General features: G+C 49.2%; 17 protein-coding genes. 11 read left to right on the plus strand and 6 right to left on the minus strand.

Translation table 11 applies throughout. From position 1 onward, the window contains the following. Positions 1-10: 10 nt before the first annotated feature. The 4 genes from DXA36_RS33945 to DXA36_RS01090 all read right to left on the minus strand — a co-directional run bounded on the left by DXA36_RS33945 (position 11) and on the right by DXA36_RS01090 (position 3,299). The gene (locus DXA36_RS33945) at positions 11-808 is read right to left on the minus strand and encodes an ABC transporter permease (RefSeq protein WP_118675831.1); all 798 of its coding nucleotides are present in this window, start codon (positions 806-808) and stop codon (positions 11-13) included. Then, a complete protein-coding gene (locus tag DXA36_RS01080) occupies positions 805-1,629 on the minus strand; it encodes an ABC transporter permease (RefSeq protein WP_182478862.1) in 825 nt (274 codons plus the stop codon). The genes DXA36_RS33945 and DXA36_RS01080 overlap by 4 nt, the downstream gene beginning before the upstream one ends. Further along, a complete protein-coding gene (locus DXA36_RS01085) occupies positions 1,622-2,695 on the minus strand; it encodes an ABC transporter ATP-binding protein (RefSeq protein WP_118675833.1) in 1,074 nt (357 codons plus the stop codon). The genes DXA36_RS01080 and DXA36_RS01085 overlap by 8 nt, the downstream gene beginning before the upstream one ends. A 64-nt stretch (positions 2,696-2,759) precedes the next feature. Beyond that, positions 2,760-3,299, minus strand: coding sequence for a helix-turn-helix domain-containing protein (locus DXA36_RS01090; protein WP_118675834.1), 540 nt, complete (start codon positions 3,297-3,299; stop codon positions 2,760-2,762). Between the two features lie 233 nt (positions 3,300-3,532). Between DXA36_RS01090 and DXA36_RS01095 the strand changes: the two genes are divergently transcribed. Together DXA36_RS01095 and DXA36_RS01100 are read left to right on the plus strand one after the other, a co-directional pair. Continuing rightward, a complete protein-coding gene (locus tag DXA36_RS01095) occupies positions 3,533-4,597 on the plus strand; it encodes a lactonase family protein (RefSeq protein WP_118675835.1) in 1,065 nt (354 codons plus the stop codon). Between the two features lie 50 nt (positions 4,598-4,647). Further along, positions 4,648-7,014 (plus strand): glycoside hydrolase family 3 protein, encoded by a 2,367-nt coding sequence (locus tag DXA36_RS01100; RefSeq protein ID WP_118675836.1) that lies wholly within the window; start codon positions 4,648-4,650, stop codon positions 7,012-7,014. 77 nt (positions 7,015-7,091) lie between these two features. On the opposite strand, the gene DXA36_RS01105 is transcribed toward DXA36_RS01100, so the two are convergent. Continuing rightward, on the minus strand, positions 7,092-7,916 hold the full coding sequence (locus tag DXA36_RS01105) for a hypothetical protein (protein WP_118675837.1): 825 nt from the start codon (positions 7,914-7,916) through the stop codon (positions 7,092-7,094). Between the two features lie 116 nt (positions 7,917-8,032). Beyond that, the gene (gene aroC / locus DXA36_RS01110; protein WP_118676383.1) at positions 8,033-9,142 is read right to left on the minus strand and encodes a chorismate synthase; all 1,110 of its coding nucleotides are present in this window, start codon (positions 9,140-9,142) and stop codon (positions 8,033-8,035) included. 201 nt (positions 9,143-9,343) lie between these two features. Here aroC and DXA36_RS01115 point away from each other — a divergent pair, with 201 nt between their 5' ends. The 9 genes from DXA36_RS01115 (at position 9,344) to DXA36_RS01155 (ending at position 21,224) form a co-directional block, all read left to right on the plus strand. Continuing rightward, the gene (locus tag DXA36_RS01115; protein WP_118675838.1) at positions 9,344-10,498 is read left to right on the plus strand and encodes an acyltransferase; all 1,155 of its coding nucleotides are present in this window, start codon (positions 9,344-9,346) and stop codon (positions 10,496-10,498) included. 99 nt (positions 10,499-10,597) lie between these two features. Next, positions 10,598-11,749, plus strand: a complete 1,152-nt coding sequence (gene tgt / locus DXA36_RS01120; protein WP_118675839.1) for a tRNA guanosine(34) transglycosylase Tgt — start codon at positions 10,598-10,600, stop codon at positions 11,747-11,749. Between the two features lie 148 nt (positions 11,750-11,897). Beyond that, positions 11,898-12,218: a preprotein translocase subunit YajC gene (yajC, locus tag DXA36_RS01125; RefSeq protein ID WP_182478863.1), complete on the plus strand. Its 321-nt coding sequence runs from the start codon at positions 11,898-11,900 to the stop codon at positions 12,216-12,218. A 364-nt stretch (positions 12,219-12,582) separates the two neighbouring features. Next, positions 12,583-13,680, plus strand: a complete 1,098-nt coding sequence (leuB, locus tag DXA36_RS01130) for a 3-isopropylmalate dehydrogenase (RefSeq protein WP_118675840.1) — start codon at positions 12,583-12,585, stop codon at positions 13,678-13,680. A gap of 28 nt (positions 13,681-13,708) precedes the next feature. Next, positions 13,709-15,373 (plus strand): dihydroxy-acid dehydratase, encoded by a 1,665-nt coding sequence (gene ilvD, locus DXA36_RS01135; RefSeq protein WP_118676387.1) that lies wholly within the window; start codon positions 13,709-13,711, stop codon positions 15,371-15,373. Between the two features lie 42 nt (positions 15,374-15,415). Next, positions 15,416-17,104 (plus strand): biosynthetic-type acetolactate synthase large subunit, encoded by a 1,689-nt coding sequence (gene ilvB / locus DXA36_RS01140; RefSeq protein ID WP_118675841.1) that lies wholly within the window; start codon positions 15,416-15,418, stop codon positions 17,102-17,104. A gap of 314 nt (positions 17,105-17,418) precedes the next feature. Next, positions 17,419-18,501 carry a 3-phosphoserine/phosphohydroxythreonine transaminase gene (serC, locus tag DXA36_RS01145; RefSeq protein ID WP_118675842.1) on the plus strand — a complete coding sequence of 361 codons (1,083 nt, stop codon included), beginning with the start codon at positions 17,419-17,421 and terminating at the stop codon, positions 18,499-18,501. 99 nt (positions 18,502-18,600) lie between these two features. Then, complete coding sequence (locus DXA36_RS01150; protein WP_118675843.1) at positions 18,601-19,764, plus strand: phosphoglycerate dehydrogenase; 1,164 nt, start codon at positions 18,601-18,603, stop codon at positions 19,762-19,764. A gap of 218 nt (positions 19,765-19,982) precedes the next feature. Continuing rightward, positions 19,983-21,224 carry a DUF1015 domain-containing protein gene (locus DXA36_RS01155; RefSeq protein WP_118675844.1) on the plus strand — a complete coding sequence of 414 codons (1,242 nt, stop codon included), beginning with the start codon at positions 19,983-19,985 and terminating at the stop codon, positions 21,222-21,224. Positions 21,225-21,228: the final 4 nt, after the last annotated feature.

The following is a 21,228-nucleotide window of genomic DNA, read 5'->3' on the forward strand; positions in this document are numbered from 1 at the left end:
CAGACGGTTCCTAATTGGTGCCGGCCGCCTCTTTTTCCTGTTTGGCCGGGGCTTTGTTTACAAGTAAAAGTAATAGGAGCACAGTTACAAAAATCAAAGTGGACAGTGCGTACATCTCCGGTTTTATCCCTTTCTTGACCTCCGTATAGATTTTGGTGGAAAGGGTATCAATCCCGGGGCCTTTGGTGAAATGGGTGATGATAAAATCATCAAGGGACATGGTAAAGGCCATGAGGAAGCCGGAAAGGATGCCGGGCAGCAGATCCGGAAAAACCACCTTAAAAAAAGCCTTTATCCGGGAAGCCCCCAAATCCATAGCCGCCTCATAGGTGCTTGGATTGAGCTGTTTCATACGGGGCATGACGCTCAAAATGACATAAGGGATATTGAAGGTAATATGGGACAGCAGGATTGTGCCGAACCCAAACCGTACGCCCAGGCTGATAAACAGCAGCATCAGTGAAATACCCGTAACAATTTCCGCATTCAGCATGGGAATATTGGTGATTCCCATCATAATGGCCCGGTTCCTTTTCTTCATTCCATGGATGGCGATACATGCAATGGTCCCGATCACGGCAGCGATTGCGGCGGAAAAAAACGCAATGAGCAGCGTGTTAGAAAGCGCTTCCAGTATGATGCTGTTCCGGAACAGCTGAAAGTACCATTTCAGGGTGAACCCTCCCCATTTGGCCCTGGTGCGGCTCGCATTGAAGGAGAGAACCATCAGGGTGACAATGGGGGCATAAAGAAATAGGAAAATAAGGGCGATATAAATTTTGCGCAGTACATTTCTTTTTGTTTTCATAAGGTCTGGCCCTCCCCTTCCTTATCAAAGACAGAGGTGATAATCATATTCAGGATAATGAATATCATTAACACAATAGAAAGACCGCTTCCCAGATGCCAGTTGCTTGCCTGGGTGAATTCCTGTTCGATCACATTGCCGATGAGCAGGATTTTGCTTCCACCAAGCAGATTGCTGATGACGAAGGTGGTCAGCGCGGGGACGAACACCATGGTGATACCGCTGATAACTCCGGGCAGGCTCAGGGGAAACGTCACGCGCAGAAAGGTCTGTATCCCGCTGGCCCCCAAATCCCTTGCTGCATTCAGCACATTCGGATCGATTTTTATAAGCATATTATAAATAGGAAGCACCATAAAGGGCAGGAAATTGTATACCATACCCAGCACAATGGCCGACGGTGTGTTGATGATATTCAGGGAAGGCAGATGCAAAAAGGAGAGGATGGAGTTAATGACACCCGTTTTCTCCAGCAGGGTCTGCCATGCCAAAGTCCTGAGAAGAAAATTCATCCACATGGGAAGAATGAATATCAGAACGATGAAGCTGTGCTGGTTCACGTTCATGTTTGCCAGAATCATGGCAAGGGGGTAGGCCAGCAGAAAGCAAACAAAAGTGCTGATCAGGGACAGGGCGATAGAAAGCCACAGGGCCTTGGAATGCTCCGCACTTGCGATTGCCGTTACATTGGCCAGCGTAAAAGCTCCGGTTTTATCGGTCAGCCCGTAATAAAAAACCATACACAAAGGGATGATGATAAAAGCAACGGACCAGAGGAGATACGGCCCCGATAACAGATGCTTATACTTTTTATTATTCATCAACTGCCGCGGCCTCCTCATCCTCAGATTCCGGTTTGTGCATGATCTGGATATTAAACGGATCCACTTTGATTCCCACCGGTGTGCCTACCGGATACATGCCGGTGGAATGTACCAGCCATTCAAAGCCATTGGCGGTGACCTCCATCTCGTAATGGACGCCTTTGAAGATCAAGTGGGTGACCACACCCTGGATAATGCCGTTTTCCGGAGCCGTCAGTTCCACATCCTCCGGACGGATTACCGCGTCAACCGGTTTATTTGTCCCAAAGCCCGTATCCACGCAGGGAAATTTGGCGCCGAGTATCCGCACCAGCTTATCCTGGAGCATTACCGCGTCAAAAATATTGCTGTCGCCGATAAAATCCGCCACAAAGGCGTTCTCCGGCTCATTATAGATATCCTCCGGCGTGCCGATCTGCTGGATGTATCCCTGGTTCATGACGACGATGGTATCCGACATGGTCAGGGCTTCCTCCTGATCATGGGTAACGTATATAAATGTGATGCCAAGTTCATTTTTCAGGCGGATAAGTTCATACTGCATATCCTGGCGGAGTTTCAGATCCAGGGCGCCCAGCGGCTCATCCAGAAGAAGGACCTTAGGCTCGTTTACAATAGCTCTGGCGATGGCAACACGCTGCTGCTGCCCGCCGCTCAGGGAGTCGGGCATACGGTTTTCATAACCGTCCAGATTCACCAGCTTCAGGGCATACTTTATTTTATCCTTGATGTATGACTTGCTCTTTCCTTTGATTTTCAGGCCAAATGCTATGTTTTCCGCAATATTCATATGGGTGAAAAGAGCATATTTCTGAAAGACGGTATTCAGCTGCCGTTTATTCGGGGGAAGATTGGTAATATCTTTTCCGTCAAAAAGAACCTGCCCCTTGTCCGGCGATTCAAAACCTCCGATAATCCGAAGGGTAGTGGTTTTGCCGCATCCGCTTGGACCCAGCAGGGTCAGAAACTCATTTTCCCGGATATAAAGACTCATATCGTCCAGAATAATGGAAGAACCAAAAGATTTTGTGATATGCTGCAAATCAATCAGTCTGTTGCTCATATGTATGCTCCGTTTCTCCGCTCTGCGGTGGTATCTAAGGGTCTGAAGTACCAGGGAATCTGCCTTAAAAACTGGGAGGGCTGCTTACCCATATGAGGGAAGCGCCGGTTTTCTCACTGGCGGTGAGATAATGGGTGGAATTGGGGGTAAAATAAAAGGATTCCCCCTTTTTGGCGCGGATGGCCCGCTTTCCTATATGGATGGTTACGCTGCCGCTCAGGATATATCCGAATTCCTCCCCTTCATGGGGATTATCGGGATATGTGGATCCTCCGGGCTCCAGAGTGAGCCGGATTGGCTCCATGATATTCTTCTGGGCATTGGGTATGATCCACTCCGTTTTATTTTTGCAGGATTCATCCGTTTTTTCGAAATAATCGGAAGAGGAGAAAACGATCTGTTCCTCTGTCTTTTCGCTGAAAAATTCATTGAGGTCCGTCCCGAGCACCTGAAGGATATCCACCAGCGTGGCAATGGACGGGGAAGTGAGATCCCTTTCCAGCTGGGAGATAAATCCCTTGGAAAGCTCAGCCCTGTCGGCAAGTTCCTCCTGAGTGAGGCCCTTCTGGACCCGAAGCTCCTTTAATTTGTTTCCTATTTTCATAATCGGCTACCGGCCTTTCCTGAAAAGAACATATAATAAACTAAAAGTTTACTGACACTAAACAAGACGCTGATCCCCATTATACTGAATTCCTGTTAAATGTCAATGCCGTAAATAAAAATTTGGACAAAAAAGATTAACAAAATCAATGGGTTATGATAAGATGAATTTAGCAAAATGACCTGCAAAGGGATGCCGATTAGCAAGGTAAATCACAACAGGAGGCTGAAGAGATGGGACAGGACAAATATGTGGCTTATGTATCCTCGTATACGACCGGTGACCGGAAGGAACATGGGATCACGGTATATGATGTGGATATGGCGAAAGGAAGATTCTCCGAAAAGGAGAAGATTAAAATTACAAATTCTTCTTATGTTACGATTTCCCATAATAAGAAGTATCTGTATTCCATTACTGACTTTGGTGTGGAATCGTATAGGATAAAGGAAGACGGCGGGCTTCAGGTCATCAATATGGGCTCCATCAATGGGATGAGAGGCTGTTATGTTTCCACGGATTACGAAGATAAATATATTTTTGTGGCTGGTTATCATGACGGCAAACTTACGGTGCTGCGTATCAATGATGACGGCAGCGTGGGAGAGATAACGGAAGAGATTTATTATAAGGGGCTGGGAATTGTGGCTGAGCGGAATTTCCGCCCTCATATAAGCTGTGCAAAAATGACCAGGGACAACCATTATCTGTGTGTTGCGGATCTGGGAATGGATCATACGAATGTATACCGTCTGGATCACGTCAACGGAAAGCTGAAGCTGGTGGACGTCATCCGCAGTGATCTGGAGAGCGCTCCCAGACATCTGAAATTCAGCAAGGACGGGAAGTTTCTCTATATTGTCCACGAACTGAAAAACTGTATTGATGTGTATACGTACCGGGAGGAAAGAGATAATCCCTTTTTTGAGAAAATACAGTCCGTCAGCACCCTGAACAATTATCATGCGGGAGGTTCCACTGCCAGCGCACTGAACCTTTCGGACGATTACAGATATCTGTGCAGCTCCAATGCGGGTGACAACAGCGCTGCTGTTTATAAAATTGAACCCAAGACAGGGATTTTAACCAAGCTTCTGTGTCTGCCGGTGAGCGGGGAATATCCCAAGGACGTAGCTCTGTTCCCGGATAATAAGCATCTGGTTTCCCTGAATCAGGATTCGGGTACCCTCACCTTTTTTACAACGGATTTGGAAAAAGGGCTGCTCGTTATGAACGGCCCGGAAATGAAGATTGCGCAGCCGAACTGTGTGATTTTCCATAAGGTTTCCGGGAACTGAGACAAGCAGGCTTTTTATAGACTAAATATAGTAGGGAGGAATTAAAGTTCATGGAAAAATGGACAAGGATCGCACATCAGCCCTGTCTGCCGATGGGTAAAAACGGCACTTTGGTGACAGCCTGTGAGGAGCATATCCAGCTGTCGAGACGGGCGGCCACGGAGGGCATGGTGCTGCTGAAAAATGAAAACGGGGTATTGCCGCTGAAAAAAGGATGCAAAGTAGCGCTTTTTGGAAAAGGGCAGATTGATTATGTCAGGGGAGGCGGCGGAAGCGGAGAGGTTACGACCTCTTATACCCGGAATATCTATGAGGGCCTAAAATGTAAGGAAGAAGAGGGTAAGCTTCAGGTATTTGAGGCGCTTTCCCGTTTTTACGAAGAAAATGTGAAGCAGCAGTATGCGGAAGGGACAGAAAACGGCAAGACCGCAGAACCTGCAGTTCCGAAAGAATTGCTTCAGGCGGCAAGGAGATTTACGGATATCGCCGTGATCACGATCTGCCGTTTTTCCGGGGAAGGCTGGGACAGAAAAGGGATTCCGGGAGACGGTGATTTTTACTTATCGCCCCAGGAACAGCAGATGGTAGACACTGTGACGGCGGCATTCCCCAAAGTGGCGGTAATATTGGACGTCGGCGGTATGGTGGATTCCTCCTGGTTCAGGGATAATGCCGGCATACAGGGTGTCCTGCTGGCATGGCAGGCAGGGATAGAAGGCGGGCTTGCCATTGCGGATATCCTTTGCGCGGACGCCAATCCTTCCGGTAAGCTGGTGGATACCTTTGCCGGATCCTTTGACGATTACCCGTCCTCTGCCGGTTTTAATGATTCCGAGGATTATGTGGATTATACAGAAGATATTTATGTGGGATACCGGTATTTTGAAACCATTCCCAACGCTGCAAAGAAGGTGAACTATCCTTTCGGCTACGGGCTGTCCTACACCTCTTTTTCCATAAAGAATTGCTGCGGCCGTCTGGAAAACGGGACAGAAGGGGTACAGATCGTTGTGGAAGCCAGTGTGACCAATATCGGAGATCGTGCGGGCAAGGAAGTGGTACAGCTTTATTACAGCGCTCCCCAGGGAAAGCTGGGTAAGCCGGCCAGAGTGCTGGGGGCTTTTGCTAAAACCCGCTGCCTGCAGCCGGGGGAAACGCAGCAGATTACGCTGCGGCTGGCAGCAGATTCCATGGCCAGCTATGACGATACCGGTAAAAGCAGGAAATCCGCATATGTTTTAGAAGCTGGGGAATATTCCTTCTATTTGGGCAATTCTGTGAGAAATACGGAAAAAGTTCCTTATGTATATAACGAAGACACGGACAGAGTGGTCCTTACGCTCCGGGAACGTGTGGCCCCCCGCCAGCTTGCCAGAAGAATGCTGGCAGACGGCAGTTTTGAAGAACTTCCGGTGCAGAAGGAACACACAAGGGAAACCTTCCCCGGTTTTGTGGAAGGCAATCCTCCCCGCAAGGGGCAATGGGCAGGTGATGCAGCTGCCGCGGTGCGCGGAACCGGCGCGCCGGATAAGAAAGCGATGCTCATTGATGTGGTGAACGGGGAAGTAACCATGGAAGAATTCCTGGCACAGCTCACAAACGGAGAGCTTATCGACCTGCTTTGCGGCCAGCCTAATACCGGCGTGGCGAATACCTTTGGTATGGGAAATCTTCCCGAGTACGGAGTGCCCGCCCTGATGACGGCAGACGGCCCTGCCGGTGTGCGGATCAAACCGGGTATGGGGGTATGCACCACCGCATGGCCCTGCGCAACCCTGCTGGCATGTACCTGGAATCCGGATTTGGTATATGAAATAGGCGCCGCGGGAGCAAGGGAAATGAAAGAAAATAACCTTGGCGTATGGCTTACCCCTGCCATGAATATCCACAGAAGCCCTCTGTGCGGAAGAAACTTTGAATATTATTCCGAAGATCCTCTGATAGCGGGAAAGATGGCCGCCGCCAAGGTGAACGGAATCCAATCCGAACATATCGGTGCCAGCGTGAAGCACTTCGCCTGCAACAATAAGGAAACGAACCGCAAGGCCAGTGATTCCCGCGTATCGGAGAGAGCCCTTCGTGAAATCTACCTGAAAGGCTTTGAAATCGCTGTTAAAGAAGCGCAGCCCTGGACGCTCATGACCTGCTATAACCTGGTGAACGGCCAATATGCATCGGAAAGGGAAGACCTGCTCACAGGCATTCTCAGAGAGGAATGGGGATTTCAGGGCATGGTTACCACAGACTGGTGGAACAAAGCTTACCAGTACAAAGAAATCAAGGCCGGAAATGACTTGAAAATGGGATCCGGTGATCCGGATGAAGTGCTTGAGGCATTAAAGGAAGGCAAGGTATCCCGTAAAGAAATCGAGACCTGTGCCGCAAGGATACTGGAAACGATAATGAAACTGGATTAATGGTGCGCAGAAAACGGGAGCCGTAAAAGGCTCCCGTTTCCTGCGGCCGTCCGTGAGATCCCGCGCGTAGCATATCGTTATATTTTGCTCCTGCGCCGGTCGGCTATGTAGTTTATGAGGAATAATATTAGTACCGGGATCCCGTTGATCACCAGGGTAAGCCAGGTTGCAAACGGTGAATCCGTTATATAATTATAGACAGTCGGAAGAAGCCCCATCACCAGATAACAACACACAGGTAAAATAAAATTCTTTGCGTCAGAGGCTGTGGACAGATACCATTTACTGACTGCGAATATAACTAAGACGGCAGCGAACATCACACCAAATGCGCCCATATCTGTCACTGCTGCATTTATATCCGTACCGAGAATCAGGGTGAGTATCATACCGGAAACAGAAAACATGACACCCCCGGACAATGCGGAAATGAGCGGAATTTTATATTTATGCAGGAACGGACATTTGAACTTTGACGGATTAGCTACCATAAATGAGAAAAGCAGGGTTTGGATCAGAATCTCAGGAGCCCCCTTTATATGAAAGGCAAGGGGCAGCTGTGTATAAATTATTCCCTCAATGGAACAGGGCGCCGGCCCGGGGGTATTAATAATACCAATAACAGCGATGATTCCCCACAGCTTCAGCCAGCCGTACGTTGTCTCAATAACGCTTTTCTTCAGAAGCAGCAAAACAAAACCAAACAGAAGTCCCCGGATAATCTGGAACACAGGGCCTGCCAGACTGGAAGCGCTGTCAACGGGCCGCATAAAATATTTGGTGTTCCCATACTGATACAGCTCGTCATAATGGAATAATGTCATAAAAACAATTCCGCACAGGATATAAGTTACGACATGAGTGACCGTTACCCGCAAAACAAATCTTGTATTTTCTTTCATTCATAAACCTCCCGCAGATTTTTCTCTTGTATTACGAGTATACTACATGACGCTGCGTCACATACAAGCCGTTTCTGCGGAAAAAAGAAAAGAAAACGGAATCACTGGAAATTCTTTTATTCTCTCCGGCTTCCATAAAATTGGCGGAGACTGTCCATACGGGAGGGAATCCCGGCGAAAAGCAAATCCACAAGTGTAAGGGCGATCATGGATTCCACCACCACCACAGCCCTGGGAACAATAACTGGATCATGGCGCCCCTTAATCTGTACCACAATATTTTCCCCATTCTTATTTATCGTCTCCTGCGGAGAAAAAACAGAAGGCGTCGGTTTAATATGAGCCCGTACAATAATAGGGGAACCGTCACTCATACCGCCGAGGATCCCCCCGGCATGATTTGTCTTTTTACCTGGCATACCATTTTCCATATGGAAAGCATCGTTGTTTTCCGTGCCTGTGGAACCTGCGGCAGCACAGCCGTCACCTATCTCCACCGCTTTTACCGCCCCAATGGACATGACCGCCTTGGCAAGACAGGCATCCAGCTTATCAAATACCGGTTCCCCTATACCTGCCGGCATTCCGTCCACCCGGCATTCCACCACACCCCCTGCGGAATTATGATTTGCCATACATTCTTCCAGATAAGCTTCCGCCTTTGCAGAGCTTTCCTCATCCGGCATACAGGTAGGAGTCATGCGGACTGCCTCGGCCCGGAATTTGTCCATAGCAGCAGATACCGGCCCGATGCTCTTCGTATAAGCGCACAGGCGGATACCCAGTTCCTTCAATATAAGAGAAGCAACGGCCCCTCCTGCCACACGCCCCGCCGTTTCACGCCCGGAAGAACGTCCGCCGCCCCGGTAATCCCGGAAGCCGTATTTGGCGTCAAAAGTAAAATCCGCGTGCCCCGGCCGATAATAAGATGCGATTTCGCTGTAATCACCGGAGCGCTGGGATGTATTCGGAATCATCAGACAGACAGGGGTTCCCGTTGTCTTACCTTCAAAAACACCGGAAAGGATACTCACCTCATCCCCCTCCTTCCGGGGCGTGGAATACCGGCTTCCTCCCGGCTTGCGCCGGTCGAGATATTCCTGGATATCCCCTTCACACAAAGAAAGCCCCGCCGGGCACCCATCAATAACAACGCCGAGCGCCTTTCCGTGGGACTCCCCCCATGTAGTAATCTTAAAATACGTACCCAATGTATTTCCTGCCATAAAAGTATCCTCCAAACAGCTATAGCTGCCTATAAATTCCTGATATACGCGTTCCTGTAAAACATTGCCTAAATTATAGCGTATTATTAACAGCCAGACAAGTGTACACTTAAAAATCTTGAACCATAACATCCGATATGGTATCATAAAAAACAATGTACCTGCGCCCCCATGCAGGATAGGAAACAGAAAGGATAAGCAATGGAAAAACAGAAAAACACAGGAAAAGAAAGATTGCCTAACGTGGAGCTTTTGCGTATTTGTTCCATGCTGATGATAGTAGCAATGCACGTAATTAACCATGGAAACGTGCTGGATACCTTGCAAAGGGGAAGCGTTTCCTATTTCCTCATATGGATCCTGTTCGGGATATCCTTTGTCTCCATCAGCAGCTATATCCTCATCAGCGGTTATTTCCTGTGTGAAACCTCTTTTTCCTTTAAACGCCTTTTTCGTCTGGAAGGGCAGGTATGGTTTTATTCGGCAGCCCTTTACATAGCGGCAGTGCTGATACTGCGTCAGCCTATGGATATGTCGTCCCTGATAGCCGCTGTTTTTCCGGTGTTATCCTGCGAATATTGGTTTGTCACTATGTATGCCGGCATGCTTTGTCTGTCCCCTTTTTTGAATAAACTTCTGCTGGGGCTGTCCCGGAAACAGTTTCGTCTGCTGCTGGGCTTTTTGTTTGTCCTGTTTTCCCTGTGGCCCAATGTGTTTTTCTTTTCCCCGGCCCTGAATTTCGGCGGAGGAAGCGGTGTGGTGTGGTTTGTGACCGTTTATCTTTTCGGCGCATACCTGAAACGGTTTTATGTTCCAGACGGGAGGACAGGCAGACATTTCCTCCATTTCTCCGCGGCAGCCCTCCTGATACCGGCAAGCCGGTTTGCAATCGAACTGCTGCTGGCCACCCCTTTGGGAAAAATAGGCTTTCTTCAGGATCTCATGTGGGGGTTCAGCCTGTTTTATCAATACAATTCCGTCCTTGTGTTTGCGGCGGCCCTTTTGCTTTTCGTGGCGTTTTTGAATTTGGAAATAAAAACGGGATGGCTGCGGCGGCTGATTCTGGCCGCCGCCCCATTAAGCTTCGGTGTATATCTGATTCATGACAATCCTAACTGGAGAGGCGCTCTGTGGGAGTGGATCAATCCCTCCCGGATGGCGGGAAAGTGGTATCTTGTGCCGGGAGTGCTGGCGCTTGCGGCAGGGATTTTCCTGTTATGTGCCCTTCTGGAAAAGCTGCGCAAAACGGCGGCTTTGCTGCCGGGACGGCTGAGAAAAAAGAAAGAGGACATCGGGTGGCTGGGACGGCAGGTTCGGAAACTGGATGAAAAGCTGCTCCGTGATAACGGGATGTAGCTGAGAAAACAACGGATGCCTCCTTCACGGGGCGTGTTTATGTTCACGACGGCCTTATGCTTTGTATACCGGCCGCAGATTTATAAAAGGAGAATATCAATGTATCGTTTGCTGAAACAGGAAGGAAGAGCCAAAAGAGGGGAACTGGTAACCGTTCACGGGACGGTTCAGACCCCTGTATTTATGAATGTGGGAACCGTTGCTGCTATCAAGGGAGCGGTTTCTACCGGGGATTTGGAACAAATCAAGACCCAGGTACAGCTGTCCAATACCTATCATCTTCATGTCAGACCGGGGGATAAAATAGTAAAACAGCTGGGGGGACTTCATAAATTTATGTCCTGGGACAAGCCTATCCTGACGGATTCCGGCGGATTCCAAGTGTTTTCCCTGTCCACCCTCCGCAAAATTAAGGAAGAAGGCGTTTATTTTAATTCCCATATAGATGGAAGGAAGATATTTATGGGGCCGGAAGAAAGCATGCAGATCCAGTCCAATCTGGCATCCACTATCGCCATGGCTTTTGATGAATGCGCGCCGGCCAAAGCGGAGAGGGGTTACGTGGAAAATTCGGTGGCCTGCACTACCCGGTGGCTGGAACGCTGCAAAACGGAAATGAGCCGTCTGAACGGGCTGGCGGACACGATTAATAAGAAGCAGCTGCTGTTCGGGATCAACCAGGGAGCTATATATGCGGATATCCGGATAGAACATGCCAAACGAATCCGGGAACTGGATCTGGACGGCTATGCCGTAGGAGGGCTGGCTGTTGGAGAGACCCATGAAGAAATGTACCACATCCTGGATGAAACCGTGCCCTATCTGCCTGCAGATAAGCCCACCTATCTGATGGGGGTGGGAACACCCGCCAATATCCTGGAGGGCGTGGAACGGGGGATTGACTTCTTCGATTGTGTATACCCATCCCGAAACGGCCGCCATGGGCATTTATACACCAATCAGGGTAAGATAAACCTTTTCAATGCCAAATTTGAACTGGACGACAGGCCGATAGAGGAAGGGTGCGGATGTCCTGCCTGCAGCAGGTATTCCAGAGCCTATATCCGCCATCTGCTGAAGGCTAAAGAAATGCTGGGGATGCGCCTCTGCGTTCTCCATAACCTGTATTTTTACAATACCATGATGGAAGAAATCCGGGATTCCCTTGACCGGGGGGAGTTTTCCTCCTACAAAAAAGCGAAGCTGGAAGGTATGAGCCGCCGGCAGAGTGATTCTGGACTGTTACCGTAATATTCTAAAATTTTTTTAAACTGGATAAAAGGGCTTGCCCCTTGTCCATTTTTTGTGTATGATGTCTTTTAGAAATGTATGCGGTTATGTAGTATACAGTTAAATTTACAGGGCGTATCCAGCCTGACGTAGGAGGAATTAAGAAGAAATGGGAATTTTAGCGAGTGAAGCTGCAACAGCAGGAACAGGAAGCATGATTGGCGTTATCTTGATGTACGTTGTTATTTTTGGTGTATTCTTTTATTTTGTAATGTACCGCCCTCAGAAGAAAGAACAGAAAAAGATGAATACCATGCTTTCTTCCCTTGAAATCGGGGACAGTATTCTGACCAGCAGCGGGTTCTACGGAGTCGTTATCGATATAACAGATGATACCGTTATTGTGGAATTCGGAAACAACAAGAACTGCCGTATCCCTATGCAGAAATCATCAATTTCTCAGGTTGAGAAGGCAAATGCGGACGAATAACCATATATTCCTCTGCTGAGAAGGAGAAGCGGCCTTTGGCAGCAGATGGCGGGACAGGTTTGTTATGTCGGCAGCTCTCAGGTCTAAGGCGGAAATGCTTTGTCCCAGGACAAGCTTTTCCGTTTTTTGCAATCCGGATGGATCGGGAGAGGATAGGGCAGGGGATATACATTGTGGCTATGAAAGAAAGCATTTCTATTCCTGCAGGTTATTACAGCTATATCGAAAGGGTATGGCTGTTTTTTAATGCCCCCGGTTCTTTTTGTTGAAATTCTGCATATTTTGGTCTATGATTATAAAAAGACTGAAAGCGCAGGCGTAAGAACGTGCTGAACGCGCCAGGAAGAAGGGATGGAGGAACGTTATGGAATTACATATCGGATGTATACCGGGCGATGGAATCGGACCGGAAATTGTGAAGGAAGCGAAAAAGGTGCTGGACAAGGTGGCGGTAAGGTTCGGCCACACGATACAATATACGGAAATTCTTCTGGGGGGAGCCTCCATTGACGTACACGGCGTGCCCCTGACTATGGAGGCGGTTGATGCGGCGAAAAAGAGTGATGCTGTGCTGATGGGTTCCATCGGCGGGGATGCCAATACCTCGCCCTGGTATAAGCTGCCGCCCCAGAAGCGCCCGGAGGCGGGGCTTCTTGCCATAAGGAAGGAACTCGGGCTGTTTGCCAATCTGCGTCCGGCCGTTTTGTATGAAGAACTGGCAGAGGCCTGTCCTCTGAAAGAAGAAATCAGCAGGGCCGGATTTGATATGATGATCATGAGAGAACTGACCGGGGGCCTGTATTTCGGGGAAAGAAGGACTACGGTGGAAAACGGCGTGCGCACGGCGGTGGATACCCTTACCTATAATGAAAAGGAAATACGCCGTATTGCCGTAAAAGCCTTTGATATAGCTATGAAACGCAGAAAGAAAGTAACCAGCGTCGATAAGGCCAATGTCCTGGATTCTTCCAGACTTTGGCGGGATGTGGTCAATGAAGTGGCAAAGGATTACCCGCAGGTGGCGCTTTCCCATATGCTGGTGGATAACTGTGCCATGCAGCTGGTTAAGGATCCGGCCCAGTTTGATGTGATACTGACGGAAAACATGTTCGGTGATATCCTTTCCGATGAAGCGAGTATGGTGACGGGTTCCATCGGTATGCTGGCGAGCGCCAGCCTGAACGATACCAGCTTCGGCCTGTATGAGCCAAGCCATGGAAGCGCACCGGATATCGCCGGAATGGACATTGCCAATCCTATTGCCACTGTTCTGAGCGCGTCCATGATGCTTCGGTACAGCTTTAATCTGACGAGCGAAGCGGATGCGGTGGACAAGGCGGTGAAGCAGGTGCTGAAAAGCGGATACCGCACGTCGGATATTATGTCCGCGGACTGTAAAAAGGCAGGCTGCAGGCAGGTGACCTGTTCCGAAATGGGTACACTGCTTGCGGACAGAATATAAGGAATTCCTGAAAGGAGAAGAGGACCCTATGAGAAGTGATTCAGTCAAGGCGGGAGTGCAGCAGGCACCCCACAGAAGTTTATTCAACGCGCTGGGTATTACGGAGGAGGAGAGACAGCGTCCCCTTATCGGAATTGTCAGCTCTTATAATGAAATTGTTCCCGGACATATGAATCTGGATAAGATTGTGGAAGCCGTTAAAATGGGTGTGGCCATGGCGGGCGGGACTCCTGTTGTGTTCCCGGCCATCGCTGTATGCGACGGTATTTCCATGGGACATATCGGGATGAAATATTCCCTGGTTACCAGGGATCTGATTTGTGACAGTACGGAATGTATGGCTATGGCCCACGGTTTCGACGGACTGGTTATGATTCCCAACTGTGATAAAAATGTTCCCGGCCTTCTGATGGCGGCGGCAAGAATCAATATCCCCGCTATCTTTGTTTCCGGAGGCCCGATGCTGGCAGGACACGTATGCGGCCATAAAACCAGCCTTTCGTCCATGTTTGAAGCGGTCGGCAGTGTGGCGGCAGGTACCATGTCCATGGAGGAACTTCAGGAATTTGAAGAGAAAGCCTGTCCTACCTGCGGCTCCTGCTCCGGCATGTATACCGCAAACTCCATGAACTGTCTGACAGAAGCTCTTGGTATGGGACTTAAAGGGAATGGCACCATTCCTGCGGTTTATTCTGAGAGAATACGTCTGGCAAAGCATGCCGGCATGCAGATCATGCAGCTGGTGGAAAAGGACATCAGGCCCAAGGATATCATGACGGAAAAGGCGTTTATGAATGCTTTGACCATGGATATGGCTCTTGGCTGCTCCACCAATTCCATGCTTCACCTTCCTGCCATTGCACATGAAGCAGGGGTAGAGCTTAATATGGAAATTGCCAATGAACTTTCTTCCAGGACGCCGAACCTGTGCCATCTGGCTCCGGCAGGCCCTACTTATATGGAGGATCTGAATGAAGCGGGCGGCGTTTACGCGGTCATGAATGAATTAAATAAAAAGAACCTGTTATATACGGATTTAATTACTGTGACAGGAAAAACCGTAGCAGAAAACATTGCGGGCTGTATGAATAAGAACCCGGAGGTAATCCGCCCGATAGAGAATCCTTATTCCCAGACCGGCGGCATAGCCGTACTGAAAGGAAATCTGGCTCCGGAAACTGCTGTGGTTAAGCGTTCGGCGGTTGCGCCTGAAATGATGGTCCATGAAGGGCCTGCCAGGGTATTTGACTGTGAAGAGGATGCCATTGCCGCTATCAAGGATGGAAAGATCGTCCCCGGAGATGTAGTGGTAATCCGCTATGAAGGCCCCAAGGGAGGCCCGGGTATGCGGGAGATGCTTAATCCTACCTCGGCGATAGCCGGAATGGGAATGGGATCCACAGTGGCCCTTATTACCGACGGACGTTTCAGCGGTGCTTCCCGCGGGGCCTCTATAGGCCATGTTTGTCCGGAAGCCGCTGTGGGCGGACCTATTGCACTGGTTGAGGAAGGGGATATCATCAGCATTAATATTCCCGAAAACCGTTTGGATGTGAAGGTTTCCCGGGAGGAAATGGATAAAAGGCGTGCGAAATGGCAGCCCAGGCAGCCTCAGGTAACTACCGGGTATCTGGCAAGATACCAGAAGATGGTTACAAGTGCCAACCGGGGAGCTATCCTGGAAATCAAATAAATAAGAAGCACAGGCCGCGGAAGCGGCGGAACGGAGGAATGCATGCAGCTGACTGGAGCGGAAATCATTGTCGAATGTCTGAAAGAACAGGGTGTGGATACGGTATTCGGTTACCCCGGAGGAACGATTCTCAACGTCTATGACGCCCTGTATAAACATCAGAAAGAAATCTTTCATGTGCTGACCTCTCATGAACAGGGAGCGGCCCATGCTGCGGACGGCTATGCGAGAGCTACGGGAAAGGTGGGTGTTTGTCTGGCTACCAGCGGCCCCGGCGCCACCAATCTGGTCACAGGGATTGCCACTGCTTATATGGATTCCATTCCCATGGTGGCGATTACCGCCAACGTAACGCTTCCTATGCTTGGGAAAGACTCATTCCAGGAGGTGGATATTGCAGGTGTCACCATGCCGATTACCAAACACGGCTATATTGTAAAGGATATCAGTATCCTGGCAGATACCCTGCGCAAGGCGTTCCGTATTGCGGCATCCGGCCGTCCCGGTCCGGTGCTGGTGGACGTTACCAAGGATGTCACCGCCGCTTTGTATGAATATATCCCCAGAAAGCCGGAGAAACCGGAGTGGGTAAATAAATATACCGAAGAAGATGTGGAAAATGCGCTGAAGCTGCTCACCAGAGCGAAAAAACCTTATATCCTTGTGGGCGGAGGCTCCGTATTATCAGGGGCAGCCGATCAGGTCAGGGAATTTGTCGCTAAGATGGATGCACCTGTCTGTGATACCCTGATGGGAAAGGGCGCTTTTGACGGGCATAATCCGCTGTATACCGGCATGATAGGCATGCATGGAACCAAGACGTCCAATCTGGGTGTCAGCGAATGTGATCTTCTTATCGCTCTGGGAGCCCGTTTCTCCGACCGCGTGGTGGGTAATGTCAATAAGTTTGCCTCCCATGCCAGGATCCTGCATATTGATATCGATGCGGCGGAAATCAACAAAAATGTGCATGCGGATGCATCGCTTGTCGGGGATCTTAAAGGTATCCTGGATATGGTAAACAGCCGCCTTCCCCAGCTTTCCCATGAGGAATGGACATCCCATATAAAAGGATATATGGATAAATATCCGTTGAAATATGATAAAAGTGCACTCAGCTGCCCTTATGTAATGGAAGAGCTGGATCGGATAACAGGCGGAAATGCGGTAATCACTACGGATGTGGGGCAGCATCAGATGTGGGCGTCACAGTATTACCGCTATTCAAAACCCCGTACTTTTATTTCATCAGGCGGCCTGGGTACCATGGGGTATGGGCTGGGAGCCTGTATCGGTGCCAAGATGGGAAGGCCGGATAAAATCTGTGTGAACGTAGCGGGCGACGGCTGTTTCCGAATGAATATGAACGAACTTGCCACGGCAAGCAGATACAATATCCCTGTAATCCAGGTGGTGATCAACAACCATGTACTGGGGATGGTGCGGCAATGGCAGACCCTTTTCTATGACCACAGATATTCCCAGACCATCCTCGCGGATAAGGTGGATTTCTGTAAGGTTGCGGAGGGCCTTGGCTGTATGGCAATCCGGGTGACACAGAAGGAGGAAGTGGCTCCCGCTATTGAGAAGGCAATCGCCGCAGACGGACCGGTGCTTATCGAGTGCGTAATACCGGAGGATGATAAGGTATTTCCTATGGTTTCTCCCGGCGAAGCCATCAGTAAGGTTTTTGACGGGGATGATCTGGCTTCCGGAAATGCGGTACAGTAGCGCCGGAAGAAAGCCGAAGCCTTTAGGGAAGAAACAGCCATGCCGGGCACAGTATTGCTGAGCCCGGCATACTTATACATAAGGTACCCTTACCGGTATTGTTTTCCCGAATGGTAAAATTCACGGTCTTTTTTGCAGAAAATACGCATAAATTGTTTAACGTAGTAGTTGACTAAAGTGATGGTACTATGTAAAATAGACGGTATCGGGCCGCAGGAATACAGCCGGCGGCTGGAGATTGAATATGGGGAGGAGAATTCCTCTGCTCACCAGAGGATTCGCATTTTGCTCCGCAAAACAAGGAGGAATAAGAAGTGGGAAGAGTTTACAATTTTTCAGCGGGACCGGCAGTCCTGCCTGAGGAAGTATTGAAAGAAGCTGCAGAAGAAATGATGGATTACAGAGGGTGCGGCATGTCCGTTATGGAGATGAGCCACCGTTCCAAAACCTATCAGACGATCATTGATGAAGCGGAAGCGGATTTGAGGGAGCTGATCGGTATTCCTGATAATTATAAGGTACTTTTCCTGCAGGGCGGAGCGAGTCAGCAATTCGCCATGATTCCTATGAATCTTATGAAAAATAAGGTGGCGGATTACATTGTTACCGGTCAGTGGGCGAAGAAAGCATGGCAGGAAGCTTCCAAATACGGTAAAGCTAATAAAATTGCCTCTTCCGAAGACAAAACCTTCTCATACATACCGGATTGTTCCGATCTCCCTGTTTCAGAGGATGCGGATTACGTATATATTTGTGAAAACAACACCATCTACGGAACCAAATTCAAAACACTGCCTGATACCAAGGGAAAGACACTGGTGGCGGATGTGTCCTCCTGCTTCCTTTCCGAACCGGTGGATATCACCAAATACGGAGTCATGTACGGCGGTGTGCAGAAAAATATCGGTCCTGCCGGTGTTGTGATCGTCATCATCCGGGAAGACCTGATTACGGAAGATGTGCTTCCGGGGACCCCTACCATGCTCCAGTACAAAACCCATTCGGATGCGGGTTCTCTGTATAATACGCCTCCCGCTTACGGGATTTATATCTGCGGCAAGGTGTTCAAGTGGCTGAAGAAAATGGGCGGTCTGGCAGCTGTAAAAGAGTTAAATGAGAAAAAAGCGGCTATCCTGTATGATTATCTGGATGAAAGCAGGCTTTTCAAGGGTACCGTGCGCAGGGAAGACCGCTCCCTTATGAACGTTCCCTTTATCACCGGCAGCGAGGAGCTGGATGCCAAATTCGTGAAAGAGGCGAAGGAAGCCGGCCTGGAAAGCCTGAAGGGCCATCGAAGCGTTGGCGGTATGCGTGCCAGCATATATAATGCGATGCCTGTTGCCGGCGTGGAGAAGCTGGTGGAATTCATGAAAAAATTTGAAGCCGAAAACGTCTGATCAGGCGGCGGTTTCATTCCTACAGGGAGCGAACCGGACGGATGTGCGGACACATCTGTCTGGCTGACAGAATAACTGGAAAATAGAGGAGAGTCCCTTATGTTTAAATATCTTTGTCTTAATCCCATTGCTAAAGTGGGGCTTGATGTGTTTACGGAAGAATATGTAAAGACAGAAAATGTGGAGGAAGCGGACGGCATTTTGGTAAGAAGCGCCTCCATGCATGATATGGATCTGCCGGAGAATCTCCTGGCCGTAGCCAGGGCAGGAGCCGGTGTGAACAATATTCCGCTGGAAAAATACGCGTCCAAGGGTATTGTTGTTTTCAATACGCCGGGAGCCAATGCCAATGGGGTGAAGGAAATCGTGATCGCGGCCATGCTGCTGGCTTCCCGTGATATCGTTAGCGGGATCAACTGGGTGGAGGCCAATAAGGATAACCCGGATATCGCCAAAGAAGCGGAAAAAGTAAAAAAGAACTTTGCCGGAACGGAAGTACAGGATAAGAAGCTGGGAATTATCGGCCTGGGCGCCATAGGTGTGAAGGTTGCCAATGTGGCAAAGCATATGGGCATGGAGGTATATGGCTATGATCCTTATGTTTCCGTTGACGCCGCCTGGAATTTAAGCCGTGATGTAAAACATGTTATCAATGTGGATGAGATTTATGAAAACTGCGATATCATTACCATCCATGTTCCGCTTCTGGATTCCACAAGGGAAATGATCAATAAAGAAGCTATCGCCAAAATGAAGAAGGGTGTGATTCTGCTGAATTTCGCCAGAGACCTTCTGGTGGATGAAGAAGCTGTCCTGGCCGGAATTGAAGAAGGAAAGGTGCGCAAGTATGTGACGGATTTCCCCAATCCTACCACGGCAGGCAAACCGGGCTGTATCGTAATCCCCCATCTCGGAGCCTCCACAGAGGAATCGGAAGATAACTGCGCGGTAATGGCGGTCAGGGAACTGAAAAACTTCCTGGAAAACGGAAATATCAATAACAGCGTAAACTATCCCTCCTGTGATATGGGAATCTGTAACCAGGCCGGCAGAATTGCTATTTTCCATTTGAATGTGGCGAATATGATTACCAAATTTACCGCATTGTTCGGAGATAACGGCATTAATATTTCCGATATGACCAACAAGTCCAAAGGAGACGTTGCCTATACCATGCTGGATGTGGAGATGCAGCCAAGCGGGGAAATTATCAACACGCTCCGTTCCATACCGGGTGTTATCCGAGTGCGGGTTGTAAAATAGTATACATGTTATTCCTGAGTACAGGCGTGAACTGGATCTAAATTTTTCAGTTTCCATTTATACGTCCGAAGCGGCCATTTTATGCCGCTTCGGGCGTTTTTTTCGTTTACAGCCTCTTTGTGACCCCTTGTAACGGAAAAGAGAATAAGTTATACTTATTTATGAAAACCTGACATATGCATTGCCGGGTAAAATAACGAAATAACGGAGGTACGAGGATGGCAGAAATCAGACCGTTCCGGGCATACAGGCCGAAAAAAGGCCTGGAGCAGCGGATTGCAGCGCTGCCTTATGACGTATATAACAGAGAAGAAGCCAAGATTGAGGTAACCAGGGAACCGCTTTCCTTTTTGTCAATAGACAGGGCGGAAACCCAATGCGGTGACGACGTGGATATTTATGCGGACTGTGTATATGAGAAAGCGTCAAAGCTGCTGTGGGATAGGGTGCAAGACGGCAGCTTCGTGCAGGAGGAAATACCGGTTTACTACATATATGAACTGGTGATGGACGCCCGTTCCCAGACTGGAATCACGGCCTGTGCAGGTGTGGATGATTACCTGAACCAGGTGATAAAGAAACATGAGAATACCAGGGCGGATAAAGAAGCCGACCGTATCCGCCATGTGGATGCCTGCGGCGCACAGACCGGCCCGATTTTTCTGGCATACCGTTCCCAGCCGGCTATTAATGCGGTGGTGGAGCAATATAAGGCGGGAGAGCCGCTGTATGATTTTGTTTCCCCGGACGGAGTTGCCCACCGGGTATGGGTGATAGACCGGCCGGATGACGTGGCATTGATAAGGAGTACTTTTTCCGGGGTGGGAGAAATCTATATTGCAGACGGCCATCACCGCTGTGCTTCAGCGGTAAAGGTATCCGAAAAGCGCAGGCTGGAAAACCCGGATTTTACCGGAGAGGAAGAATTTAATTTCTTTTTGTCCGTGTTGTTTCCCGACGATCAGCTTATGATTATGGATTATAACCGGGTGGTAAAAGATCTGAATGATTTGACAAAAGAGGATTTTCTTGGAAAAATCGGGGAATCCTTCCTGATAGAGGAATTACAGACCGGCATGGACGGCAGGCCGGAACGGAAAGGCACCTTCGGCATGTATCTGGATGGAAACTGGTACCGCTTAACGGCAAAGAAGGAAATCCTCTCAAAAGATCCGGTGAAGGGACTGGATGTATCTATCCTGCAGGATCATCTGCTGGGGCCGGTTCTGGGGATCCGGGATCCTAAAACGGATAAACGGATTGATTTCGTGGGAGGAATACGCGGAATGCAGGAACTGGTAAGAAGAGTGTCAGAGGACTGCAGGGTGGCGTTTGCCATGTATCCCACGTCTATCGGGGAGCTGTTTGCGGTTGCGGATGCCGGTCTTTTGATGCCGCCGAAGTCCACATGGTTTGAACCTAAATTAAGAAGCGGGCTTTTCATTCACAGCCTGCGGTAAATAT

The organism is Eisenbergiella sp. OF01-20, assembly GCF_003478085.1.
Taxonomy (GTDB): Bacteria; Bacillota; Clostridia; order Lachnospirales; family Lachnospiraceae; genus Eisenbergiella.